At 72.8% G+C, this 25303-nt stretch carries 12 protein-coding genes and 1 pseudogene; 5 read left to right on the forward strand and 8 right to left on the reverse strand.

The genetic code is table 11. From position 1 onward, the window contains the following. Positions 1-3: 3 nt before the first annotated feature. Positions 4-9693, reverse strand: coding sequence for a polymorphic toxin-type HINT domain-containing protein (locus tag ACF061_RS12685; RefSeq protein WP_392266849.1), 9690 nt, complete (start codon positions 9691-9693; stop codon positions 4-6). A gap of 430 nt (positions 9694-10123) precedes the next feature. On the opposite strand from ACF061_RS12685, the gene ACF061_RS12690 reads away from it, so the two are divergent. The 3 genes and pseudogenes from ACF061_RS12690 (at position 10124) to ACF061_RS12700 (ending at position 15671) form a co-directional block, all read left to right on the forward strand. After that, positions 10124-12091 carry a tachylectin-related carbohydrate-binding protein gene (locus ACF061_RS12690; RefSeq protein ID WP_392266850.1) on the forward strand — a complete coding sequence of 656 codons (1968 nt, stop codon included), beginning with the start codon at positions 10124-10126 and terminating at the stop codon, positions 12089-12091. Between the two features lie 217 nt (positions 12092-12308). Continuing rightward, a pseudogene (locus tag ACF061_RS12695) lies at positions 12309-14126 on the forward strand (exo-alpha-sialidase); the annotation flags it as partial. Between the two features lie 99 nt (positions 14127-14225). Then, positions 14226-15671, forward strand: coding sequence for a LamG domain-containing protein (locus ACF061_RS12700; protein WP_392267040.1), 1446 nt, complete (start codon positions 14226-14228; stop codon positions 15669-15671). 139 nt (positions 15672-15810) lie between these two features. Here the strand turns inward: ACF061_RS12700 and ACF061_RS12705 are convergent, their stop codons facing one another. Beyond that, entirely contained in the window at positions 15811-16461 is a 651-nt protein-coding gene (locus ACF061_RS12705; RefSeq protein ID WP_392266851.1) for an FMN-dependent NADH-azoreductase, read from the reverse strand. 132 nt (positions 16462-16593) lie between these two features. On the opposite strand from ACF061_RS12705, the gene ACF061_RS12710 reads away from it, so the two are divergent. Beyond that, complete coding sequence (locus ACF061_RS12710; protein WP_392266852.1) at positions 16594-16995, forward strand: winged helix-turn-helix transcriptional regulator; 402 nt, start codon at positions 16594-16596, stop codon at positions 16993-16995. Between the two features lie 255 nt (positions 16996-17250). On the opposite strand, the gene ACF061_RS12715 is transcribed toward ACF061_RS12710, so the two are convergent. Further along, a complete protein-coding gene (locus ACF061_RS12715; protein ID WP_392266853.1) occupies positions 17251-18498 on the reverse strand; it encodes an MFS transporter in 1248 nt (415 codons plus the stop codon). A gap of 117 nt (positions 18499-18615) precedes the next feature. Next, positions 18616-19152, reverse strand: coding sequence for an SDR family oxidoreductase (locus ACF061_RS12720; protein WP_392266854.1), 537 nt, complete (start codon positions 19150-19152; stop codon positions 18616-18618). 186 nt (positions 19153-19338) lie between these two features. Between ACF061_RS12720 and ACF061_RS12725 the strand changes: the two genes are divergently transcribed. Continuing rightward, on the forward strand, positions 19339-22638 hold the full coding sequence (locus ACF061_RS12725) for a BTAD domain-containing putative transcriptional regulator (protein ID WP_392266855.1): 3300 nt from the start codon (positions 19339-19341) through the stop codon (positions 22636-22638). 88 nt (positions 22639-22726) lie between these two features. Here ACF061_RS12725 and ACF061_RS12730 read toward each other — a convergent pair whose 3' ends face one another. The 4 genes from ACF061_RS12730 to ACF061_RS12745 all read right to left on the reverse strand — a co-directional run bounded on the left by ACF061_RS12730 (position 22727) and on the right by ACF061_RS12745 (position 25159). Beyond that, complete coding sequence (locus tag ACF061_RS12730) at positions 22727-23212, reverse strand: iron chaperone (RefSeq protein ID WP_392266856.1); 486 nt, start codon at positions 23210-23212, stop codon at positions 22727-22729. Between the two features lie 75 nt (positions 23213-23287). Next, complete coding sequence (locus tag ACF061_RS12735; RefSeq protein ID WP_392266857.1) at positions 23288-23932, reverse strand: glyoxalase; 645 nt, start codon at positions 23930-23932, stop codon at positions 23288-23290. Then, positions 23932-24450 (reverse strand): helix-turn-helix transcriptional regulator, encoded by a 519-nt coding sequence (locus ACF061_RS12740; RefSeq protein WP_392266858.1) that lies wholly within the window; start codon positions 24448-24450, stop codon positions 23932-23934. Before ACF061_RS12740 ends, ACF061_RS12735 begins: the two co-directional genes overlap by 1 nt. A 298-nt stretch (positions 24451-24748) precedes the next feature. After that, positions 24749-25159: a VOC family protein gene (locus ACF061_RS12745; protein ID WP_392266859.1), complete on the reverse strand. Its 411-nt coding sequence runs from the start codon at positions 25157-25159 to the stop codon at positions 24749-24751. Positions 25160-25303: the final 144 nt, after the last annotated feature.

Consider the following 25303-nt stretch of genomic DNA (forward strand, 5'->3'; position numbering starts at 1 on the left):
ACCTCACTCCCGGTAGTTCGGATTGGGGATCCATTCTCCTGTTGTTTCGTGCCAGCACCCGCGTATGTGACACGACTCGATGGTACGTGGCACGGCGATCTCCGCCTCCTCTGCATGCACGTTCCCAGGAATCGCCTTGTTCACGTCGATTCCGCCGGACGCGCCTCGGGAGTCGATCGCGAAAGTGTGGCCCTTCCGGCTCAGCGCGTGAGACTTCGAAGTGGTCGTCGCCACGTATCCGGAGTCGGGGGAAAAGGTCCCGGAGACACCCGCGACATGCTCTTCGAGGTTCATGTTGTCCCCCTTGGGAGCGAACCCCTGATCGAAGATCTCGCTGGGATGCCGGGTGTCGCTCCGATAGACATCCCCACAGTTGTGAACGAGGACCGGCGTCGCCCCCGCCACCACGTAGTACGTGTGGGCGCTGTCGACCGTCAGGTTGTAGACCGCCGCCTGCTGGGTCCAGGCGCTGACCGCCTCGATCTGGACGCGGGTGCCGGAGCCGGTGCGCAGCCATTCGCCGGGCTTCAGTTCGCCGGCCTTCAGCCACTTCTTCAGGTCCGGGACCCAGAAGGGGTGACCCGCGGTCGCCGTGACGGTGTCGGTCGCGTCGCCCTTGTCGCCGTCCGTGTCGATCGTGACCTTGACGAGTTTCTTCGCGCCCCGGCCCTCGATCGTGTCGGTGACCTTCTCCTTGGAGGTCCTGCCGGTCGTCGGGTCGGTGGCGAGGACCTCGTCGCCCTCCTCGACCTTCTCGATCGGTTTGCGGCTGCCGTCGGCCATCACGACTTCCGTACCGGGTACGAAGCTGTTGCCGCTGGCGAGTGAGGCCACGTCCCTGGCGGTCGAGACGCACTCCCCCACCGACTCGGCCTCGTTGAGGACCTTCTTGCCCTTCTCCGCCGCCTTGGCGATCTCGTCCGCGTACTTCGCCGCCTTCGCCGTCATCCGTCCGGCCTTGGCCGCGCGGACCGCCGCCGCGCCCGCGCCGCCGAGGACGATGCCGCCCACGGTCGCCGCCGCCCAGGCGCAGGACTCCATGTCGCCCGTGGTGACGCAGTTCTTGATGTCGTTGAATCCGGTGACGTCGCCGACGATGTTGCCGACCGTCTTGACGTCGTCCCAGACCTCGCCCCAGTCGACCGCGTCCGAGACGGTCTCCACGACGCTGCCGACCTGCTTGACGACCTCGTCGCGGATGGCGTCCGCGGCCTTGGCGGCGTCGGCGACCACCTGGACGGCCGCGCCGACGATGATCGCCGGAAGGTTCGGGTCGGCCGTGACGATCGCCTTGCCGACGGCGATCAGCGGCTTGGTGGCCGCGAGGATCGCCGGGATCGGATTGTGCTGCGCCGCGAACGAGGCCGCCTGCCTGGCCTTCTTGGTGAGGTAGACCTTCGCCTGGTAGGCCGCCCTGGCGGCCTGTCTCGCCTTCTCACGCGCCCACTCGGTGACGCCCGTCCTCTGGCCGACCCACTTGGCCGCGTTGACGGTGGCGTCGACGACCGTCTTCAGACCCGACTTCCGGTACACCCAGCTGGCGGCCTTGCCGACGTAGCTCAGGGCCAGCTTGAACGCCGCCCCCGGGTTGCGCCACGCCCACTGCACACCGTGCCAGACGGACTGGGCGGTCTTGGAGACCCAGTGCGCGCCCTGGTTGATCTTCTTGCCCGTCCAGCTCACGGCCTTGCCCGCATAGCTCACGGCCTTCTTGCACCAGCCGCAGCTCGGCCAGTGGCCGTCGGGGTCGGTGTAGTCCAGCGGGGCGCCGGCGCCGTAGGTGTAGCGGTTGGCCAGGATCGAGGCGCCGGAGCTGTAGCCGTAGGAGTCGCGGGAGTCGAAGGCGCCGGTGCCCGGGTCGTACCAGCGGGCCCCCATGTCGACCTGGCCGGTGGCCGGGTCGGTCCAGTCGCCCTGGTAGCCCACGTTGCCCTGCATGTCGGCGGTGCCGAGCACCTGGCCGAACGGGTCGAAGGCCGTGGACTCGTCCAGGGCGGGCGCCGCGCCGTTCGCCGCGGACATGCTCCCGACGACGTCGCCGTGCTTGTCCTCCACCGTCAGTCGGGCCGTGCCGCCCGCCTCGGCGATCGACAGGAGCTCGTCGGACGCGCCGCGGCCGTACGTGGAGTTCTGGTCCTTGACCGGGTCGGGTGCGAAGCCGGCGTAGGAGAAGCCCACACCGTTGCGGGACGCGACACGGTCCAGCGAGTCGTAGGTGTACTCCGTGCCGGACTCGCCCGCCTTCACCAGCCGGTCGAAGGCGTCGAAGGTGAGGTCCTCCTTCAGACCGGAGCTGGTGCGCGAGGCGAGTGTGCCGCGTGAGGTGTAGTCGTAGGTGTAGTCGCCGTCGGACAGCAGCCGGTCGCGCTCGTCGAAGGTGGCGGTCTTGGCGCCGTTCTTCACACGGTTGCCGCTGTCGTCCCAGCCGTACTCGGTCGTCGTGCCGCCCGCCGTCCAGGAGGTGAGGCGGCCGGCCTGGTCGTAGCCGTAGGTGTTGGATCCGGCCTTCGCGGTACCGGTCGTGGTCTTCGACGTCAGCCGGTCGTCGTCGTCGTAGCCGTAGTCGGCCGACGCCATCGTCTGTCCGGCGCTGTTCTTCAGGGTGTCGGTGTCGAGGCGGCCCAGGTCGTCGTAGGTGAGGCCCCGGGACTGGCCCGCGCCGTAGTCGACCTTCTTGACCGCGCCCGCGCCGTCGTAGGTGTAGCTCTGCCGCACGCCGGTGAGCGGGTCGGTCGCCGAGGCGAGCTGCTGCTTGACGTAGCTGAAGCGGGCCGTGCCGGCCGCGTCGGTGCGGCTGGTGAGCAGGCCGTCGCCGTCGTACTCGTACGTGGCGTCGCCGGACGGGCCGGCCGCCTTCAGCAGGGCGCCCCGGTCGTTGTACTCGTAGGTGTCGTCGCCCTCCGGGGAGGTGGCCCCGACCAGCCGGCCCGCCGGGTCGTAGCGGAACCGCTTCTCGGGGGTGGCCGCCTCGGCGCCCGCGCCGGTCTCGCGGACCAGTTGCCCCGCCTTGTCGTACTCGCGCTCGCGGACCACGTCGCCGGGCGCGGTGACCTTCACGGGCCGGCCGGCGGCGTCGTACGCGGTCGTCCAGGTGCGGGCCGCCGGGGACGGGTCCCGCTCGGTCGCCGGCTCGATCACCGACTCGGCCAGGCCGAGCGTGTTGACGGTGTAGATCGTCGAGTTCCCGCGGCCGTCCGTGTAGCGGGTGCGGTTGCCGAGCGCGTCGTAGCCGAAGGACGTGGTGATCGACTTGGTGTCGGAGACCGGCTCGGTCTGGCTGCTCAGCCGGTTGAGGGCGTCGTAGGAGTAGGTCGTCGTACGGTTCAGCGGATTGGTCGACGTGGCCAGGTTGCCCGCCTTGTCGTAGGTGTAACCGACCTTGCGCAGCACGCTGTTGAACGGGTCCAGGTCCTGGTCCTGGACGAGCTGGCCGAGCTGGTCGTACAGCTTGGCGGAGGTGCGGCCCATGCCATCCGTGCGGCGGACCTCGCGGCCCTCGGCGTCGTAGCCGAGCTGGGTGACGACGCCGCTGGGCTCCTGCGTCCGGGTGAGCCGGCCGAGGCTGTCATAGGTGAACTGGCTGACGGCGCCGCTCGGCGAGGTCTGCTTCACCACGTTGCCCGCGTCGTCGTACTCGTTGCGGGTGGTGAAGGCGCCGGGCTGGGGCCTGCGCTCGATCTGCGTGGTGGTGACCGGGCGGTCCAGGTCGTCGTAGGTCGTCTCGGCGCGGGCGCCGTTCGGGTCCGTGACCGACAGGATCTCGCCGGTGCGGGTGTAGGTGTACTTCCACTGACCCCGCTCGTCGCCCGTGCCGACGGGGACGTCCTTCACGGTGAGCCGGTTCTGGCGGTCGTACTGGAACCTGGTCACACGGCCGAGCGGGTCGGTGCTCTCGGTGAGGTTGCCGAGCGGGTCGTAGGTGTTGGTGACGGTCGGGGCGACGGTGCCGGTGGAGCCCGGCGCCGTGTAGGAGGGCGCGGTCTCGGTGACCGGGCGGCCCAGCCGGTCGTAGGCGGTGCGGTTGACGTTCCCGAGCGCGTCGGCCGACTCCGTGACCGCGCCGAAGGTGTCGTACCCGGTGAAGGTGGCGGGCCGGGAGGTGGCGGGCGCGCTGCCGCCGGACTCGGTCCGCACGGCGGGCGCGGTGACGGAGACCGCCCGGCCGAGCTCGTCGTAGCCGTACTCGGTCCTGTTGCCCGCCGGGTCCGTCCTGGAGGTGGTGAGCCCGCGGTCGTCGTAGGTGTAGTCGGTGGTGCGGGAGTCGGTGCCGTTCTCGACCGTCTCGTGCAGGACGTTGCCCGCGTCGTCGTACTCGTAGCGGACGGAGTCGCCGCTGACGCTCACCGGCCAGGGGACGTTGGAGGGGGAACCGCTGGAGGCGGTCGTCAGCACGTTGCCGGCGACGTCGTAGGTGTACGTCGTGCGCCGCGCGAGCCCGCCGGGGTCCGTGGCCTCGGACTTCACCCGGCCGACCGGGTCGTAGGTGTACTCGGTGACGAGCTTGCCGCCCGCGGTCGTCTCGGTCAGGACGTTGCCGGCGCCGTCATAGGTGTCGGACTCGACGACGATGTCGCGCTTGGTGCCGTCGGGGTTGTGGAAGTCCTTGAGCGTGATCGACTTGACCAGGTCGTCGCCGTAGTACTGGTACATCAGCGAGCGGCCCATGGAGTCCGTGTGCCGGACCAGCCGGCCGCCCATGTCGTAGGCGTACGACTGGAGGACGGTGTAGCCGTCGTCGCCCCCGTCGTCGTCCCAGTCGCGCAGCCGGGTCTCGGCCATCATGTTGCGCGCGGTGTAGACGTAGTCGAAGTGGTTGCCGCCGGCGTCGACCATCGACGTCTTGTTGCCGAAGACGTCGTAGGTGTACGAGGTCTCGTTGCCCTCGGCGTCGGTGACGAGCTCCGGGCGACCGTGGTCGTCGAGGCCGAAGGTCATCACCCGCGCGGCGTCCCCGCCCAGCAGGTCGCTGATCTCGGTGCGCACCACGTTGCCGTCGGCGTCGTAGTCCGTGGTGGTGCGCTGCTGGTGCTTGCCGGAGGTGACGGCGTTGGTCGCCGCCGGGTCGGTGAGGGTGTGGACCCGGGAGAGCTTGTCGTAGGTGAAGGTGGCCGTCGTGCCGGCCGGCTGGGCGTCCGTGACGGTGGTCTCGGTGAGCTTGCGGCCCAGCGCGTCGTACGTGTACTTGGTGATCCGGCCGGACGGCTCGGTCACCCAGGCCAGGTCGCCGTTCTTGTAGTACTGGTAGCGGGTGACCTTCCCGCGCGGGTCGGCGGTGGTGAGCGGCAGGCCGGTGGGCGTGTTGCCGCCGCCGACGGCCGGTTCGGCGCCGGTCGTGTACGTGTTCCTGGCGGTGCCGCCGTCGGGCGCCGTCTGGGTGAGCAGCGCACCGCTGGTGTTGTACGTGTACTTGGTGAGGTAGCGGTTGTCGGTGGGGCCGGTCGAGCGGCCGTCGCGGGTCTCGGACGGCTGGTCGACCCGCAGGTCGAAGTCGCCGGCCGGCGTCGGGTAGGTGGTGTACGAGGTCTGGCAGTCGCCGGCCGAACGGCAGGTCCGCCGGCTGGTCACGTTGCCGCGGTCGTCGTAGCCGAGGGTGACCTTGTCGCCGTTCTCGCTGGTGATGCCGGTCTGGAAGCCGTTGTCGTCGTACTCGAAGGAGCGGATGGCGACACCGTCGACGGTGTACCGGATGAAGTCCGGTCCGTCGCCGCTCCCACCGGGCGGGTCGGTGCAGAAGGCGGGGTCGCCCGGGTCGGGCTGGGTGCAGATCTGGCCGGGGCCGGTCGGCGACGGGGAGGGGGCCTCGGTGACGGGCTCGCGGGCGCCGAGCGCCATCGGCTCGCCGTAGCGCAGCAGGCGCGAGGACAGCCCGTCGTACTCGTAGAAGTAGGGGGCGTCCATCGGGTCGCGGACCTCGACGGTGCGGCGCAGGTCCTTGTCGTTGCCGAAGACCGCGGGCGTGCCGACCTTCCAGGTGCCGCCGTTGCGGTCGGTGTACTCCTGGACGCGGTCGCGGGCGGTGTCGTACTGGACCTCCGAGGCGACGCGGCCGCTCGGCAGCGTGGTCCTCGTCAGGACGTCGGCGCCGCGGCCGGCCTCGCGGTAGTGGGCGGCGACGGCCGCGGTGCCCAGCGGGTGGTGGTAGACGGCGACGTCGTCGATGGCGCCCGCGAAGGACTTGGCGGCGGTGGAGCCCCAGCCCGGCCAGGAGGCGGGGGTGGTGGCGTGGGCGGCGCCGATCTGGTTGTAGGTGAGGTCGGTCTGCAACGGCTGCTTGCCCGTGATGGTCCCGGAGAGCTTGCCGTCCAGGTAGAGGCTCTGGGTGGTGCCGGACATCGACAGCGCCGCGTGGTGCCACTGGCCGTCGTTGACGTTCTTGGTGACGTCGGTGACCGGCCCGGCCGTGCCGGTCCAGAACTGACCGCGGAGCTTTCCGTCGGTGCCGACGTACAGCATCGGCACACCGGTGCCGGGCGTGGTGCCCCAGGTCTTGTCCTGGTAGCCGAGGAGCGGGCCGCCGACGCCGCCGGCGATCGTCTTGAACCACACCTCGACCGCCTGGTCACGGCTCTTCTTCAGGGTGCCGGCGGGCAGATCGACGCGTGAGGTGGTGCCGTTGAAGGAGGCCGCGGTGCCGGGGTCGCCGGTGAGCGCGCCGGCGGCCTTCAGGGTGACGTTCTGGTAGGTGCCGCGGTCCTTGCCGAGGTTGGCCTGGTTGGCGCTGTCGGCCGCGGTGCCCTCCTCCTCGCCCAGGCGCCAGTAGGACTCGGGGCGGGAGTCGAGCACGGTGGTGGCGTAGTGGCTGCCGGTGCCGTAGGTGTACTGGGTGCAGCCGTTCAGCGGGTCGCAGACCTTGTCCAGCAGGTCGCCGGTGTAGCTGTACGTCCAGGCCGGCGGGGCGCCGTCGACGGAGGTCGTCTGGACCCTGGTGACGTGCGCGCCGGTCCAGGTGAAGGTCAGCGAGCGGGAGGTGCGGTTGTTCGTCGCGGTCGCGAGCTTGCCGGCGCTGTAGGTGTAGGTGACCGAGTTGGAGTACGCGTCGGTGATCTTGGCCAGCAGACCGGTCGTGCTGAACTCGTAGGTCGTGCCGGACTTGTCCTGCAGCTTGTAGGTGTTGGCCGTGGAGTCGAAGGTCAGCTTGGCGAAGCGACCGGGCGGCGGGGCGTACGTCCCGTCCGCGTTCTTGCCGAAGCGGACGTCCTGGCCGTCGGGGTAGCGGATGACGACGTTGCCGCTGCCGTCGTCGTCCGGTGTCAGCCGCATGTCGAAGCGGGTGGTCCAGCCGGCGCCGAAGGCGAGGTCACGCCGGGGGTCGAGGCTGTTGTACGTGCGGATCAGCGTCAGGTCGGGCCCGACGCCGGCGAGGGAGGCGTCGGTCGCGCTGGAGGTGAAGTTGCCGACGTTGGGGTCGAACTCCTTGCCCTGCGCCCCGGAGAGCCGCGAGGTGATCTCGGGCTGCGGAACCGTGGCGACCAGGGCCACCTGCTGGGTGGGGACCTCGTTGGACGCGTCCTTGACGAAGCCGCGCCACAGATAGGTCTTGCCCCACTTCAGCCGGCCCGAGGGCACCGGGTAGGCGGAGCCGGTCTGGTAGGCGGAGGTCGTGCAGGCGGTCGGCTTGCCGTCCTTGTCCGCCTCGCAGATCTCGAACTTGTACTGGAGCGAGGAGCCGGGCGGCGCGTCGATGTCGACGCCGGCCGCCCAGAGCTGCGGGGTCAGGGTCTGGGCCTGGTAGCCGTTGGGCGGGAACTGCTCCTTGACCACCGGCGCGATGTCGAAGACCTGGATGGTCAGCCGGCCCGGCGGCACCTGCTCGTCGGTGAAGACCTTCCCGCCCTGGCGCACCATCGTGAAGTCGAGCATGTAGACGCCCGGCGGGAGCGCCTTGATGGTGGCGTCGACCGTCGCCCGGGCGCCGTGGGCCACGTTGCCGGTGAGGCTGCCCGCCCGCTGCTGCGTGACCAGCTTGCCCTTCTTGTCGTAGGCGCGGTAGGCGAGGTAGTAGGTGGACGGCGTCCAGGTCTCGGCGCCGTTGTTGGTGACGGCCACCTTGACCTGTCCGGCCTGGTTCTGGAGCACCGGCGGGTCGGGGACGGGCTTGGGGAAGGCGTAGGAGGCGTTGTACGGGGAGTGCGTGACGAACAGCTTGGGCGGGTTGGCCGAGGCGTGTCCGGTGAACTTCTTGAACGCGAGCGAGTCGGTGGCGGAGGCCCGCAGCGACAGGCCGTAGTTGGCCTGGGTGCCGTTGACCCAGCGCTGCACCAGGTCGCGGCCGCCCTTGCCGAGGTCGAAGAGCTCGCCGGCGGTGGGGCAGGCGGACTTCGACTGGCCGAAGCCTATGTAGCCGTAGGCGAAGGACTTGGACGCGAGGGCGCCGCCGACCGAGGGGCCCGGGTAGGCGGTGCCGGTGCCGGCGGTCCAGGACTGGGTCACGGGGTGCACGGAGACGGAACGCGGCTTGCAGGAGGCCGAGTCGAAGTTCACGACCTGGAGCTGCGCCCCGAAGATCTGGTGGTACCGGAGCTCCTCGTCGAGGCCGGGGAAGCCGAGGTAGGCGGCGGAGGCGCCGTCCGGGCCCTTGCCGACCTGGAGTTCGCTGGAGCCGACGACGGAGCCGCCGCCGCGGACCGTCATGGAGGTGGAGGCGGAGGTGGTGTCGACGGAGGGGTCGATGCGGACGGGGAAGGCACGGGCCGGGTCGCCGAGCCACTTCGGGTCGGCGGTCACCTTCAGCGCCTGGCCGCCGTCCTGCCGCCGGATCAGTTCGTACGACACGGCGTGCGAGACGGACCGGTCGGCGTCCTCCATGAAGCCGGCCGGGACGACGGCGCGGGTGCGGCCCTCGGCGTCGGTCAGCAGAATCGATCCGCCATCGGCCTTGGCGGTGAGGCCCCGGAGCTGGAGTGGGAAGAGGAAGCTGTTGGGGGCGGTGGCGGACCTCAGGACGAGGGTCTCCTTGACCCCGCCGGCCTGCGAGTCCAGCCAGAGGTCGGCCCCGGGGAGCACCTGCTCGTAGCTGACGCGGGCGCCCTGCGCGCTGCCCGCCACGGCGGCGGCGCCGCTCAGCCCGTACCCGAAGGACTCACCGGACGGCAGCGTGACGGAGGCGAGGACGCCCGCGTCGGCCCGGCCGGCGAAGCGCAGGGCCACCGAGTCGGCGGTGTTGGACCAGCCGCCGCGGTCCTCGACGAGCGAGCTGTCGATCGGCCGCCAGTTCCCGCCGGGGTCGCGGTAGTTGATCGGGTCGGTGGAGATCTCGCTGGTACGGGTGCCGTCCTCGTTGGCGTAGGTACGGCTGCGGGCGTCCCGCTCCGAGACGATCTCCTTGCTCGTCCCGCGGTCGAAGCCCTTGACCTTCGCGGGGGCGGGGGCGGTGACCTCGACCGCGTTCTCGCGCACCGCGGGCCGCGCGGCGGGCGGGCTCTTCAACGGGTACTTGGCCCGCAGGGACCGCGGTGCGCTGTTGTTGCGCCGGCCGCCCACGACGTGGCTCAGCCCCTCGGCGCTGCCCCAGCGCTGTGCGGGGCCCTTGGCGGCGGCCGGCTTCGCGGGAACGAGGTGGATCCCGACGCCCGCGACGGCGAGCGAGCCGACGGCGATGACCGTGGCCACGGCGAGCGCGACGGCCTTGCCCCAGTGTGAACGCAGAAGCCTCGGCAGCAGCAACGAGCGCGCGAGTGTCCGGTACGCCGGCACGGTTCCCCCACGGGACGAACGGATAGTCACAGGGAGCGTGCAGGATCGCCATCACCATGTCGACGACATGACAAGACCATTCATCTCGGCGTGATCATTACGTGATCCTTACCTCGGGGGCGGCACGTCGTTTCCCTAGGTGGCACTGGTGACACCGAACCAAGGCGCCGCGCGTTCCGCCGGGAGTCGGCGGCGATCGCTTCTGGGGCGTCGTTCAACAGGAATACGATCAGAGTTAACCTTCCGTGCACCTCGCACCGTGGAAGGCGCCGAATCACCGCCGAAATCACCGTTCCATTGATGGACCTGCAAAAAGTAAGAAAAAGAGCCGCGTTGAGCCCGGCCGTTTACCTTGGTGATCCTTATTGAAGATCTTTGTTCACCTGCTTGAAAGGGCAGCGTTCACCATCGGACGCTTAACGTCCACGTCATGAACCGGATCTCACCTCGCGCACTCGTCTCCGCCACTGCTCTGGCCACGGCCCTGGTGACCGCCCTCCCCCTCACCGGTGCGCTGCCCTCGGCTACCGCGTCGGCTGCCGTGTCGCTGACCTGCGGCTCCAACGGGGCCACCTACGCCCTGGACTCCGCCGGCAAGCTCAGCAGAATGGACATGCCGGACCCCGCGACCGGCAACGCCCTGCCCGCCGGCAGCACCATCGACACCACCTGGACCGGCTACGGCCACATGCTCGCCGGCCCCGGTGCGACCTTCTACGGCATCAAGTCGGACGGCTTGTACTACAGCCACCGGATCAGCTCCAGCAACACCTGGGACGTCCACCACCGGAAGATCAGCTCCGGCTTCGCCCAGTTCAAGGCCGCCGACCGGACCGACGACATCACCATCGACCGGGGCGGCTACATATGGACGCTCTCCGGTGCCAACAACGAGCTGCGCTGGTACCGCTACGACGCGACCGCCAACGACTTCGTCGAGGGCGGCGGCAAGATCGTCGACCAGGGCTGGAACTACGACGCCATCTACGCGGGCGACCGCGGCGTCATATACGGCCGTGACGCGACCGACGGCAAGCTCTACCGCTCGCGCTACGACTACACCAGCCAGCGCTGGATCGAACGCCATGTGCTGGAGTCCGCCGCCGACTGGAGCGACACCAAGTTCATGCCGTCGTACGGCGGTGACACGCTGTTCCGCGTCAAGGGCGGCGGCGCGGTCACGTACTACCGCTTCGACGAGGACATCCGCGACTGGGCCGTCTACAACAAGCAGGTCGCGGCGTCCGGCTGGGCCGGTTACGTCTCGGTCTCGGCGGGGCCCGACATCTGCAAGCTGAACGTCAACCACACGCCCGCGGCGACGCCCGTGCCGCTGGAGTCGTACACCCCCAACTCCGTCATGCAGGCGTCCGACGGCAAGCTGGAGCTCGCCTACACCGACAACATCGGCCGCCTGGTCCACGGCCGCACCGACCCGGCCGACATCAACGGCGCCCAGTGGACGGTCATTTCCGGCCAGGAGGCGTTCACCGGCCGTCCCTCGCTCTCCGCGCACACCGACGGCCGCGTCGTCGTCACCGCCCACAACACCTCCGGCAGCGTCTGGCAGCGCAACCAGAGCGCCGTGGGCAGCGCCGACTGGGGCAACTGGATCGATCTGGCCGGTGCCATGAAGCAGCACGCCGTCACCGGCAAGACCCCCTCCGGTCTCATGACCCAGTTCGCCCTCGACGCGGACGGCAAGCCCTGGTACCGCGTCCAGCAGCGCGCCAACGTCGACTTCATGGGCTGGATGCCGCTCTCCGGCACCGGCTTCACCGGCCCCCTCACCGCCGTCACCGTGCGCGACGGCATCCAGCTCTTCGGAAGGAAGGCCGACGGCACCCTCTCCACGGCCCTCTTCAAGGAACAGGGCACGCTCTCGGCGTGGACCGGCCTGGGCGCTCAGGCCACCAACGGCACGCCGTCCGTCGTCGTCTACCCCGGCTACCGCATACGCGTCTTCGCCACGGACCCGAGCGGCAACGTGCTGACCACCGGCCAGTCCGCCGAGGGCGGGGCCTACGGAGCCTGGGAGACCGTCGCCGGCGTCACCGCGCAGGGCTCCCCCAGCGCCGTGATCTCCCCGCTGACCGGCCTCACCGAGGTCGTCGTCCTCGGCGCCGACGGCTACATCCACAACACCGGCGAGACCGCCCAGGGCAGCGGTGCCTGGCGTGCCTGGGACCAGGAGACCTACGAGACCTCGGCCACCGAGCCGACCGCCTTCACCTACACCAACCCCACCGGTGCGACCTGGGCCTACACCTTCCGTACCGCCGACAACCAGACCCGCATCTACCAGGTCCGGCAGACCTCTTCGCTCAGCGCGATGCGCGCCGCCGCCGACGCACCGGACTTCCAGGGCCACAAGCTGCCCGCCCCGCCGGCCGAGTGACCGCGCCGTAGCGCGGGCCGTGGCGGCCCGACGGCCGCCACGGCCCGCGCCCCCCACCGCCGCCCGCTCCGCCCCGCTTCCTTCCGTCCACCAGGCACGGAGCCGGGGCGGGCCGGAGCCGGGCGGCGCTCCGCTCACGGCCAGGTCCGCACCGCGGGCTCGCACCGCGGGTCCGCACCGCACCAGAAAGGTCTGCACCGCCGTGTTACGACTACGCGTGCGCGCCCTCGGCGCCGCCCTCGTCACCCTGCCCCTGATCCTGCTCGGAGCCGTCGCTCCGCCCGCCGCCGCCGGCGGTACCCAGCCGTCGGCCGACGGCCTCATCGGGACCGAGCAGATCCTGTTCCGCTCCGGGACCGCCGGATACGGCTGTTTCCGCATCCCCGCGATCGTCCGTACGAAGGCGGGCACCCTGCTCGCCTTCGCCGAGGCCCGCCGCTCGCCCTCCTGCGGCGACCGCGGCGCCATCGACATCGTCGTCCGCCGCTCCACCAACGGCGGCCGCACCTGGGGCCCCGTCCGCGTGGCGCTCGCCGGCAGCGACACCGACCCGGAGACGCCCTTCACCCGCGGCAACGCCTCCCCCGTCGCCGACCTGCGCACCGGCGAGGTCCATCTGCTCTCCACGGCGGAACCGGCCGAGCCGGGCGGCAAACGGCTGCCGCGGATCCAGCACAGCACCGACGACGGGCTGACCTTCGGCGCGCCCGAGCCGCTGCCCCGGCTGGCGAACCCGCAGGACGGCTGGTTCGGCACCGGCCCCGGGCACGGCATCCAGCTCAAGCGCGGCGACAAGGCGGGCCGGCTGGTGGTGGGGGCGTACGAGTCCCCTCCGCGGCCCGGTCACGACGGCCAGCTCGTCGGTGTGCTCTACAGCGACAACGGCGACGACTGGTTCGCGAGCGAGACGGCCGACTCCTACGGCCCCGGGTTGCTGCCGGGCGAGCCCACCGTCGCCGAACTCGACAACGGGCAGGTCTACATCAACGCCCGCAACAACAACGGCACCTCGTCCGGGCACCGTACGCACGCCGTCAGCACCGACGCGGGCGCGACCGTGCCCGCGCAGCAGGTCGTGCCCTCGCTGACCACGCCCCAGGTCCAGGCGTCGGTCCTGGCGCTGGAGCAGACGTACCGGGCCACGCCCGGTGACACGCTCGTCCTCTCGGCGCCCTCGCACCCGACGGACCGCCGGAACATGCGGATCCGCTACTCCACCGACCGCGGCGCCACCTGGCGCGACGCCGCGCAGATCAACGCCCAGCGGGCCGGCTACTCGGACCTGGCCGAGCTGACCGACGGCGAGATCGGCCTGGTCTACGAGGGCGGCGACAGCTTCTCCGCGGCCAACGTCTACTTCAACCGCTTCACCCCGGCGGCGGCCGGCGTGCCGGGCACCTTCACCGGCGCGGTCCACCCGCAGGCCTCCCGGGCCGCCGGCCGCACCACCCCCGACACCACGCCGGACGCCGACGACGCCTATCTCGCAGGGGATTCGGCGCTCGGCACCGGCCGCTGGGGGCAGGGGCTCGCCCTCGACGCCGCCGGTGAGTACGCCGACGTGCCGTACACGCCGGGCATCGACCCGCGCGACGGCGACTTCACCTACTCGCTGTTCTTCAAGTACACGGCGCAGCCCGGCGAGACCCAGCAGCGGGTACTGATCTGGGCCTACGGGTACGGCGCGACGAAACCGCAGGTGTGGGTGCGAGCCCAGCCCGGCCAGGACCGCCTGTACGCCTGGGTGCAGGGCACCGGCGGCACCGCCTCCGTCGCGCTGGCCGACGCCGGCCCGTCGACCGCTTTCGGCGACGACGCCTGGCACCACCTGACGCTGGTGCGCGACGGCGGACGGATCACGCTCTCGGTGGACGGCACGTCCTCGGCGCAGGCCACCGGCGTGGCCGGGCCGGTCGGCGCCGACCGCGTCGACGGCGTGGACGGGATCCGGCTCGGGGCCAAGCCCGACGCCACCGCCGGTGACCCCTTCAGCGGCGCCCTGGACGAGTTCCGGGTGTACCGCGCCGCGCTGACGGACGCCCAGCTCGCCGAGTTGCGCACGGGGAACGCGGCCCCCTCCGCGGACGGTTCGCTCGGTGTGCGGCTGCCGTTCCAGGTGGTCGACACCGCCGATGTGCCCGCGCTGACCTCGGTCGCGATCGAGGACGACGTCTCGGGTCACTGCGCCGACGGCACCCTGCTCGGCGGGGTGCCCGGTGAGGTGCCCGGCCGGGTCGGCGCGGGCGCGATCTCCGTGTCGGCGCCCCGGCCCGGCGTGGAGGTCCCCCATCTGCCGGCCCTCGACGTCGGCTCGGGCGACTTCACCTACGTCCTGTGGTTCCGGCACACCCTGACCGAGACCGACCCGAACGCCGCGCTGCTGTGGGCCTACGGCTCGGTCTCCGGCCAACCCTCGCTGTGGGTGCGCGCGCAGCCGTCCCAGCGGCGGCTGCTCGCGTACGCCGAGACACCCGCGGGCGCGGTGCAGGTGGCACTGCCCGATCCCGGCCCGTCGGCCGCCTTCGGGGACGGCGCCTGGCACCTGCTCTCGGTCGGCCGGAGCGGCGGCACGCTGCGGCTGAGCGTGGACGGGACCACGGCAGCCGAGACGGCCGGGCTGTCCGGCGCCCTCACCTCGACGGCGACGCCGGAGGGGCTGAGGGTCGGCTCCAAGCCGGGCGACCTCGATGTGTTCACCGGCTCCCTGGACGAGGTACGGCTCTACAAGCGGGCGTTGACGACGGACGAGCTGACGAGGACCGCGCGGTCCGCCGTCGGTTCCACGGGCGGCTACCCGGCCGACGGGCCCGCCCTGTCGTGGTCCATGGAGAACGACCACACCGAATCCCACCTGGTGGTCAGGCCGACCGCGGGCCCGGCGACCCCGGACTCGTCGGTGCACTGCGACCACGCCTACGTGCGGGGCGGAGCCCGGCCCACGACCTCGGCGGGCGGCGGCAGGTTCGGCGCCGGACTCGCCCTGGACGGCACGGACGACTCCGTCGAACTGCCGTACGGCGCGGACGAGGCCCTCGGCTCCGGCGACTTCACCGTGGCGACCTGGATGCGCTACACGGCGAGTCAGACGAGCGCCAACCAGGTCCTCTTCTGGGCGTACGGCGTCGGCGGCGCCGAACGCCAACTGTGGCTGCGGGCCCAGCCGGGCCAGGACCGGATCGCCGCCCTGTTGCAGACGGACACGGCCACCACCACCGTCCACGTCACCGACGCCGGCCCGGCCCAAGCCTTCGGCGACGGCGCCTGGCACCATGTGGTGCTCCAGCGCGCGGGCGGAAGGCTGAGCCTGTCGGTGGACGGTGGAGCGCCCGGCGAGGCCACGGCTCCGGCCGGCTCGGTGACGTACGAGGACGGCTTCGCCGTGCTCGGTCTCCATCTGGGGGCCAGGCCGGACGGCTACGACCGGTTCAAGGGCTCCCTGGACGAGTTCCGCCTGGTGCGGCGCGCGCTGACGGCGGAGGAGCTGACGGCCCTGCGCACGTCCAACGCGGACACCGGGACGGCCACCACCGTCCGGCTCCCGTTCGAGACGCTGGCGCCGCAGCCGTACGCCCGGATGTGAGCCGGATCCGCCGGGCGTTCTCAGCACACCGCGACACCGCGCGACCGCTGCCGGGGACACTCCGGCAGGTCGCGACCGCTGCCGGCCGGGCGAGCGACATCGCTCGGCCGGCAGCGGCGCACCGGCGCCGCGGGGGAGCTCAGGCTGCCTGGCGCTCCGCGAGCCGCTTCGCCTTCGCGGCGGCATCCTCCAGGGCACGGTCGCGGGAGGCCTCGTACAGCGGGACCAGTTGGGCCATCGCCGGGTTGTGCGGGGCCATGGTCAGCTCCGGGACGATGAAGTCGACCGCCAGGCCCAGGCCGTCGCCGAGGGCGGCCGCGAGGTAGTTCTGCACGTACTCGTACGGCTCGCGCGGGGTGCCCGGCGCGTAGGAGCCGCCCCGGCTGGCGACGACGGTCACCGGAGTGCCCTTGGCGGACTGGGTGTCCCCCGCGGTGCGGCCCATGAGGATCACGTTGTCCAGCCATGCCTTGAGGGTGGAGGGAATCGTGAAGTTGTACATCGGGGCGCCGATCAGCACCGCGTCGGCCCGCTCCAGCTCCTCGATGAGCCGTACGCGCTCGGCGAAGGCCGCGGCCTGCTCGGGCGTGTGCGAGGCCGGGTCGACGAAGCCGGCCGTGTGTGCCGCGGCGGTGATGTGCGGGACGGGTCGCGCCGCCAGGTCGCGGTAGACGACCGTGCCCTCCGGGTGCCGCTCCTGCCAGTGCGCGCGGAACGCCGCCGTCACGGCGCGCGAGGCCGATGCCTCGCCCGGGAACACGGAGGAGTCGATGTGCAGCAGGGTGGCCATGTGTGTCTCCAGACAGACGAACGGGGCAGCCCGACACCGGCGAGGGCGGGGCTAAGTTTTCGTACTCAGCTATATCTAACACAGGTACTTACTTTTTCTCACCTCCCTATGGCGAGGTAGTACCCTGATCACATGGCGGCGGAGCAGACCCACGACAGCGCGGCGTGCAAGCGGGTGGACGATGGCATCACCCGCGTCTTCCAGCTGCTCGGCAAGCGCTGGAGCGGCCCGATCGTGGCCGTCCTGGTGGGCCGGCCCGCGTACTTCGCCGACCTGCGCCGGGCGATCCCCGGCATCAGCGAGCGCATGCTCTCCGACCGGCTGGCGGAACTCGGCGCCGCGGGCCTGGTGCTGCGCGAGGTCGACGAGGGCCCGCCGCTGCGTGTCTCCTACCGGCTGACCGAGGCCGGGGCCGCCCTGGAGCCCGCGCTCAGGGAACTGGCGGAGTGGGCCAAGACCCATCTGCCGGACGCCGGCCCGTGTGCCGGGGCGATCCCGGAGCGCCCGGCCGGCGCGCGGGCCCAGGGCCTGTGACCGAACGGGTCCGCCGGGCCGGCTCGGACCGCCCCGCACTCCGGCGGGCCCGAACGTCCTCGCGGTGTGCCGGTCGGGCCGTCGCGGGAGCGGACCGGTCCTCGCGGGAGGCGGGGATCACCGCTGTCCGGTGAGGTCGGCCCGCGCGTAGCGGTCGTCGGGGCGCGCCGGCCGCAGGCGGCCGCGCGGTGTCGTCGCGTCGTACGCGGTGCCGACCGCCCGGTGCCGCCGCAACTCGCCGCCGCGCGGCCCCGCTCAGGCAGCCGGCCTCCTGGCGGGGAAGCCGTGGCCGCGGGCGAACACGATCACGGTGATCACCGGCAGCATGAGCAGCAGCGCGCTCCACGGCAGCGCACCGCTGCCGCTGAGGTCGAGCAGCACGCCGCCGATGACGCCACCGCCGGCCATGGCGACGTTCCACAGCGTGACGAGCATCGCCTGGGCCGCGTCAGCCGCCGACTCGCCACCGGCGTCACCGGCCGCGGTCTGCAACAGGGTCGGCACTCCGCCCCAGCCCAGGCCCCAGAGCGCGGCGGCCAGGTGGACGAGGGCGGTGTGGTCGGCGAGCACGGCCAGCACCGCGGCGGCCACGGCCACCAGCAGTGAACCGGCGATGGTCAGCACCCGCAGCCGGTGGTGGATCCGCGCGCCGACGATCCAGATGCTCGCCAGCGAGGCGGCGCCGAACACCAGCAGTACCAGACCGGTGCTGCCGCCGATGCCGAGGTCGTCGAGGAACGTGGCGATGTACGCGTAGACGACGGTGTGCGCGAGGACGAAGACCAGCGTGACGAACAGCACCGGGGTCACCCCCGGGACGCGCAGGGCGTGCAGCATCCTGGGCCGCCCGCCACGCTCCTGGCCCGGGAAGTCCGGCACGGCGGCGGCGATCCACGCCAGCAGCACGACGGTCAGCGCCGTCATCGCGAGGAAGGCCACGCGCCAGTCGGTGACCTTGCCGAGGAAGGTGCCGGCGGGCACACCGAGCGAGAGCGCGACCGGGATGCCCGCCATCGCGACGGCGATCGCCCGGCCCCGCAGCGGGACCGGGGCCAGTCGGCGGGCGTACCCGGCGAGCAGCGCCCAGGCCAGACCCGCCGCGACCCCGGCGACGAAACGGGCCGCCATGGTGGGCCCGTAGAGGGAGGACAGCGCGGTGACGGTGTTGGCGACGGCGAAGCCGGCCATGGCGGTCAGCAGCAGCCGCTTGCGGCGCCAGCCGGCGGTGGCCGCGGTCAGCGGGATCGCGGTGAGCGCGGTGCCGAGCGCGTAGATCGTGACCGTCTGCCCGGTGGCGGACTCGCTCACGTGCAGGTCCCGGCTCATCGCCGGGAGCAGACCGGCGGGCAGGCTCTCGGTGAGACTGGTGACGAAGACGGCGGTCGCCAGGGCCAGCAGGGCCGGCATGGGCAGTTTCCGCGGTTCCCCGCCGGCGCCGTGACGGCGCCCTGCGGTGCCGGGTTCCGCGGCCGAACCGGCCGCGGTGTCGGGTGCGGTGCTCATGGTGTGCTCCAGGGTCGTGGGGACGGGTCGGGGTGAGGTGGATCGCGGGGCCCGGGCCGCGGCGGTCGCCGTGGGCGGTCCCCGCACGGCCGGTGCGCTGTCAGGGCCGGTGCGCTGTCAGGGCCGGCCGAGGCCGCCGTCGACGGGGAGGCGGACACCGGTGGTGAAGGTGGCATCGGTGGCCAGGAAGAGCGCGGCCCGGGCCACCTCCTCGGCGGCGCCGAGACGGCCCATCGGTGGCAGGGGGACGGCGTCGTCGCCCGGCGCCCTGATACAGCCCGGCGCCACGGCGTTGACGCGGATGCCGCGCGAGACCAGCTCGGCGGCGAGCGCGCGCAGGGCAGCGGACGGCGCGCCGGGCGCCGTGAGGACGACCGCGCCGCCGTCGCCCAGGCACGGCAGCAGTGGCCGGACGGTGTCCGCGGCGTCGGCGAACAGCAGGTCGGCGCCGCCGCCGAGGCAGGCCGGCACATCGGCCGGTGCGACGATCCGGGCGGTGGACCCCAGTTCGGCGCACCGGCGGTGGCGCTCCTCGGTGGTGCGGGCGGTCAGCACGACCTGGGCGCCGCCTTCCACCAGGCGCTTGGCGATGGCCAGCGCGATCCCGGGGGCCCCGGTCAGGACGACGGCCGTGCGGCCCGCGTACTTGGTCATGCCGCCGCTTCCTCCCCCGCACCGGTCACTTGGGCCCGGCGCGTGGCGCTGCCCGGTGGACACGACTGTGCGCGGGGGCGCTCGGGAAAACCTTCGGGTCCGCTGACGGTCGGCTCACGTCCGGCTCACGGGGCCGGCCTCGGCGGCGGCCTGGCGCAACGGTGTACGTGACGTACAGTGACGCCCATGCGGTTTGGGGTGCTCGGCCCACTGACGGTGTGGGACGACGAGGGGGTCGCCGTCCGGGTTCCCGAGGCGAAGGTACGGGCCCTGCTCGCCGATCTGCTCGCGCACGACGGGGGCCCGGTCTCCACCGACCGCCTCATCCACGACCTGTGGGGCGAGCGGCCGCCGGCCCGGCCCGCGGGCGCCCTGCAGGCCAAGGTCTCACAGCTGCGCCGGGTCCTGGGCCGGGACCGCGTGCAGCACCAGCCGCCCGGTTACCGGCTACGGCTGGAAGACGCCGACGAGGTGGACGCCGCCCGCTTCCGCGAACTGACGGAGCGGGCCCGGAAGATCGCGGCCCCGAGCGCCCGGGCCGCGCTGCTCACCGAGGCACTCGGCCTGTGGCGCGGTCCCGCCTACGCCGACTTCGCGGACCTGGAGTTCGCCCGCGGGGCCGCGCGGCGCCTGACCGAGCAGCGGCTGTCCGTACGGGAGGAGCAGGCCGAGGCCCGCCTGGCCGCCGGTGACCACGTGCTCCTCGCCGGGGAGCTCGCCGACCTGGTGGCCCGGCATCCCCTGCGGGAACGGCTGCGTGCGCTGTGGATACGAGCGCTGTACGCGACGGGCCGGCAGAGCGAGGCGCTCGCGGCGTACGAGGACCTGCGCGCCCTTCTCCTCGCCGATCTGGGCGTCGATCCGAGCCCCGAACTGGCCGCCCTGCACCAGGCGGTGCTCCGCCAGGCCCCCGAGCTGGCCCCGGCGCCGCGCGACGCGGCCCACCCGCGTTCACAGCCGGAGCCGGCCGCCGGCCACCCCCGGCCCACCACGGAGGCGAACGCGCGCGCCACGCCCGCCCCGTCCAACCTGCCCGCCTCCCTCACCCCGCTCATCGGCCGGGAGGAGTCCCGCGCCCGCCTCTCGCGACTCCTGCGCGGCGCACGCCTGGTGACCCTCACCGGCCCCGGCGGAGTGGGCAAGACCCGGCTGGCCGTGGCGGCGGCCGACACGGTCCGAGAAGGTGAGTGGGGCGCCGACCTGCCTGACGGGACCTGGTTCGTCGAGTTCTCCGGCGTCCGCGACGGGACCGCCGCCGACCTCGCCCAGGTCGTCGCCACCACCCTCGGCATCAGCGACCACTCGCCCGCCGCCGTACGGGTCTGCGGCACCGGTACCCGCTCGCCCGTCGAACACCTCGCCGACGTACTGCGCGACCGCCGCACCCTGCTGGTCCTGGACAACTGCGAGCACGTCGTCGACGCCGCCGCCGAACTCGCCGCCCTGCTGCTGCGCACCGCCTCCGGGCTGCGCGTACTGGCCACCAGCCAGGAGCCGCTGGGCCTGCCGGGCGAGGAGGTGTTCCTGGTGGAGCCGCTGCCCACCGCCGACGCGGTACGGCTCTTCACACAGCGCGCCGCCGCCTCGGCACCCGGCCGCCCGCCCGCCTCCAGCGCCTGTGACGCCTCCGAACGCGCCGCCGTCACGGAGATCTGCCGCCGCCTGGACGGCATCCCGCTCGCCCTGGAACTGGCCGCGACCCGGGTACGCGCCCTCGGCGTGCGCGAGTTGGCGGCCCGGCTCGGCGACCGGTTCCGGCTCCTCACCTCCGGCCGGCGCGGCGCGCCCGAGCGGCAGCAGACCCTGCGCGCGATGATCGACTGGAGCTGGGAACTGCTCAGCGCACCCGAACGCATCGTGCTGCGCCGCCTGTCCGTCTTCAGCGGTGGTTGCGACCTCCGGGCGGCCGAGGTGGTGTGCGCGGGCGAGGGCGTCGCCGGACCCGAGGTCCCTGACCTGGTGTCCCGGCTCGTCGACCGGTCGCTGGTGGCCGTCGTGGGCGGCCCGACCGGCCCGCGCTACCGGCTGCTGGAGTCCGTCGCCGCGTACGCCACCGAACGGCTGCACGAGATGGAGGACCACGCCGCCGTACGCGATCGGCACCTGCGCCACTACCTCGGGCTCGCCGAACGCGCCGAAGGCGAACTGCGCGGCGCCGGACAGCGGTCCTGGCTCGCGCGGCTCGACGCGGACTCCGGCAACCTGCGGGCGGCCCTGGAGGAGGCGGTGCGCCGGGCCGCCGCCGGGACGCCGACCGAGGCGGCGCGCCTGGCCGCCGCGCTGGCCTGGTGGTGGCTGCTGCGCGGCCGGCTGGACCAGGCCCGCCGCGGCCTGCGCGCGGTCCTGGACGCCACCACGGCCGCCACGGCGGACTCCGAGCACGCCGAACCGGTCCTGCTGCACGCCGCCTTCGCACTGCTCACCGGTGATCACGACGCGGCCGCCGGCATGCCGGACGCTGACGCGGTCCCCGACCCGGCGCGCCGCGCGCGGACGTTGTGGTTGTGCGCGTACGGCCTGTTCAGCGCGGGAGCGGCGGACGACAGCAGCGAGTCGAACGACCGGGCGCTGAAGCTGTTCACCGCGGCGGGCGACCGGTGGGGCACCGCCGCCACGCTCGGGTTGCGGGCCGCGCTCGCGTTGATCCGGGGCGATCTCGCCGGGGTGGGCGGCGACGGGCGGCGCAGCGCCGTACTCTTCCGCGAGGTGGGCGACCGCTGGGGCGAACTGCAGACCGTGTCGCCGCTCGCGGCGCTCGCCGAGATCAAGGGCGAGTACGAGGAGGCCGCGCGCCGCCAGCACGAGGGGCTGCGCATCGCACGCGAACTGGGCCTGGCGGCCGAGGAGTCGGCGCGGCTGTCCGGTCTGGGCCGCCTGGCGCTGCTGGACCGCGACTGGGACCGGGCCCGTGAGCTGCACGAGCAGGCCCGGAGCAGTGCCGCCGAACAGGGCTACACATACGGTGAGATCCACGCCGGGATGGGCCTCGCGCTCGGCGCCCGCCGCTCCGGCGACCTGGATGCCGCCGAGGCACACCTGCGGCACCTGCGCGACGGCTACGCGGACGTGTCCTCGCAGGCGGGCGACCACCTGCTGCTGGCCGAACTGGGCTTCATCGCCGAACTGCGCGGCGACGCCGAGCGGTCCGCGGCGCATCATCTGCGCGGCCTGGACGTGGCCCGCGCGCTCGGCGAGCCGCGCGCCCTCGCGCTGTCCCTGGAGGGCCTGGCCGGCGCGGCGGCCCTGCACGGCACCGAGCCGGCCGCCGGCTGCGCGGCGCTGCTGCTCGGCGCCGCCGACGCGGCCCGCCGCAGCGTGGCCGCACCCCTGCCGCCGGCCGAACGCGCCGACGTCGACCGGATCACCCACGCGGCCCGCGCCACGCTGGGCGACGCGGCCTTCGACCATGCCTTCGGCCACGGTGCCCGGCTCTCCCCCGAGGAGGCACTGCGCCGGGCCGCCACGGTCCTCGGCCGGCTCAGGTGAAGGGGCCACGGCCTAGCGGGCCCGACCGTGGGGTCCGGCGGATCCCACGGCATGGCCGCTCCGGCCGCCGGTTCCGTCCCGGCCGGCCTCAGCCGACCGCCTTCCTCACGAGCGCGCTGATGAGCTCTTCATCGGCTGCGGTCAGTTCCTTCACCGCGTAGGCGGTGGGCCACAGGGCGCCGTCGTCGAGCGCCGCCTGGTCGCTGAAGCCGAGCGTGGCATACCTCGACTTGAACTTCTGCGCGCTCTGGAAATGGCAGACGACCTTGCCGTCCCGGGCGTACGCGGGCATCCCGTACCAGAGCTTGGGGGTGAGGTCCAAAGCGGCGGCCTTGACGATGGCGTGGATCCGCTCGGCGAGGACCCGGTCCGCTTCCGGCATCTCGGCGATCTTGGCGAGCACGTCCTGCTCCGCCGCCGCCTCCTTCTCCGCCCGGGACAGACCGCGTCGCGCGGCCGCCTTCTTCCCCTCCTGCGCGTGGGCCTTCATCGCGGCCCGCTCCTCGGCGGTGAATCCGTTGTGCTCCTCGGCGGGCGTGTCGGGGGTCTGGGCGGACGGCTTCGTGGCGTGCATGACGGGTCTCCTCCGTGCGGGGTGTGGCGGGTCGGACGGGTACGTGGCCGGAAGTCGGGGCGGCGCGGGAGTGTGTCAGGCGGCGGTCTCCCAGGCGAATCCGTCCGGGTCGGTGAAGGGGCCGGCGGTGCTCCCGAGGACGATGCGGTGCGAGCCGGCGCCGTCGGCGGGAACGCCGAGGTCCTTGGCCAGGCCGCTGCGCTTGTACAGCGCCAGCTTGACCGGGCTGGACTCGTCGGAGGCGAACTCGGCGTACTTGCCCCCGAAGCTCCGGGCCACGGTCAGGCCCCGGCCGACGTAGAACCGCTTGGCGGCCTTCACGTCCCCGACGCCGAGCAGGAGGACGATCTCGTCGATCTCCCCGGTGGCCGGACCGGTGTCCTTCTTCGCCGAGGTCGCGACCTTCCAGATCGTCCCGTCCGGGGCCTGCACGACGCCGCCGTAGCCCCACAGCGACTTCGCGGCGGGCTTCACCACCGTGGCGCCGGCCTCCACGGCGGCGCCGAGGAAGCCGTCGACGGTGGCCGGCCCGGACACCGTGAGCGCCAGGGTGAAGCCGCGGAATCCGGTGGAAGGCGCCTCGGACGCCCGCAGGCGCAGGCGCGTGTCCACGCCGAAGGCGGTGTAGAAGCGGTGGGCGGCATCGGGGTCGGCCACCTCGAGGGTGACGGACGCGATGGACATGGTCGATGCGGTGGGAGCGGTGACTGCCATGGCCATCACGCTAGGGGCTGCCGGGCGGCCGGGGCTTCTCGATTCCTGACCGGTCTCGTCACCTGCTTCGCCACGCACGCCGGCATCCCGTCCACCGCGACCGCGGGCCCCGCGTCATGGGCCGCACCCGCCGCGTCGACGCGGTCGGCCGCCTCCGCCGCCTGGCGCCGGAAGGCCCCGGGCGGCATGCCGACCAGCTCGGTGAAGCGCGTGGTGAACGTGCCCAGCGACGCGCAGCCGACCGCGAAGCAGACCTCGGTGACGCTGAGGTCGCCACGCCGCAGCAGCGCCGTCGCGCGCTCGATGCGACGCGTCATCAGGTACGCGTAGGGCGATTCGCCGTAGGCGGCCCGGAACTGCCGGCTGAGGTGCCCGGCGGACATGTTCACACTGCGGGCGAGCGCCTCCACGTTCAGCGGCTGCTCGTACTCCCGGTCGATCCGGTCGCGGACGCGGCGCAGCCGCGCGAGATCCGCCAGGCGCTGCGCCTGGACGCGTGCACGCCGCCATTCGGGCCGGCACATGAGAACACTCCCCTTCTCCGTCTTCCAACGACGTCCACCAACGCCCGGGGCGCCGGGCGGGGCAGGCGCCCCGGGCGCTCGGTGGTGACGACCGGCCCCGCCGCAGTCGGCCGGCCGGTCGAGCGGCTGCCGGACTGCGACGGGACCCGGGCCGGGCCGGCGGCCCGGTTCAGCGAGGGTCCGGGCGCGGTCCGGCTGGGCGGCCGGCCGGGCGGGCACCTCCACAACGGTGCGCCGCCGCGTTCCTCACGGGTGGTCGCGGTGTCCGCCCGCACGGCCGCGCCGGTGCCCCCACGGCTCAGCGAAGCTCCTGGACGCGGACCAGGTTGCCCGCGGGGTCGCGGAAGGCGCAGTCGCGGATGCCGTAGGGCTGCTCGGTCGGCTCCTGTACGACCTCGGTGTCGCCGGCCTGCACCTTCTCGAACGTGGCGTCGAGGTCCGGGGTGGCCAGCAGGATCCATCCGTAGGTGCCCTTGGCCATCATCTCGGTGATGGTGCGGCGCTCGTCCTCGGTGACTCCCGGGTCGGCGGCCGGCGGCGCCAGGAGGATCGACGTGTCGGGCTGACCGGCCGGGCCGACCGTGATCCAGCGCATCCTGCCCTGCCCGACGTCGCTGCGGACCTCGAAACCGAGAACGTCGCGGTAGAACGCGAGGGACGCGTCCGGGTCGTCGTGCGGGAGCGTACTCGTATGAATGGTGATGTCCATGGCGGGCAGGTTAGACCGGGTTGCGTGAACGGCGCTTCTCGATTCGTGACCCGTACTCGGCGCGGCGCTCCCCGCCGCGCGGGCAGGCACCACTGCCGGGGCGCGCGGTCGCCGGCCGGCACGCTCGATCACGGCCGGGCCACC

This window comes from Streptomyces sp. NPDC015220 (assembly GCF_043079345.1).
Classification (GTDB): Bacteria; Actinomycetota; Actinomycetes; order Streptomycetales; family Streptomycetaceae; genus Streptomyces.

What these genes read in the sequence shown, in the direction of transcription:
- ACF061_RS12715 (WP_392266853.1), bottom strand. Translation starts at nt 18,498, where the DNA reads ATGAGCACCGCACCCGACACCGCGGCCGGTTCGGCCGCGGAACCCGGC.
- ACF061_RS12710 (WP_392266852.1), top strand. Translation starts at nt 16,594, where the DNA reads ATGGCGGCGGAGCAGACCCACGACAGCGCGGCGTGCAAGCGGGTGGAC.
- ACF061_RS12720 (WP_392266854.1), bottom strand. Translation starts at nt 19,152, where the DNA reads ATGACCAAGTACGCGGGCCGCACGGCCGTCGTCCTGACCGGGGCCCCC.
- ACF061_RS12725 (WP_392266855.1), top strand. Translation starts at nt 19,339, where the DNA reads ATGCGGTTTGGGGTGCTCGGCCCACTGACGGTGTGGGACGACGAGGGG.
- ACF061_RS12745 (WP_392266859.1), bottom strand. Translation starts at nt 25,159, where the DNA reads ATGGACATCACCATTCATACGAGTACGCTCCCGCACGACGACCCGGAC.
- ACF061_RS12735 (WP_392266857.1), bottom strand. Translation starts at nt 23,932, where the DNA reads ATGGCCATGGCAGTCACCGCTCCCACCGCATCGACCATGTCCATCGCG.
- ACF061_RS12690 (WP_392266850.1), top strand. Translation starts at nt 10,124, where the DNA reads ATGAACCGGATCTCACCTCGCGCACTCGTCTCCGCCACTGCTCTGGCC.
- ACF061_RS12740 (WP_392266858.1), bottom strand. Translation starts at nt 24,450, where the DNA reads ATGTGCCGGCCCGAATGGCGGCGTGCACGCGTCCAGGCGCAGCGCCTG.
- ACF061_RS12730 (WP_392266856.1), bottom strand. Translation starts at nt 23,212, where the DNA reads ATGCACGCCACGAAGCCGTCCGCCCAGACCCCCGACACGCCCGCCGAG.
- ACF061_RS12705 (WP_392266851.1), bottom strand. Translation starts at nt 16,461, where the DNA reads ATGGCCACCCTGCTGCACATCGACTCCTCCGTGTTCCCGGGCGAGGCA.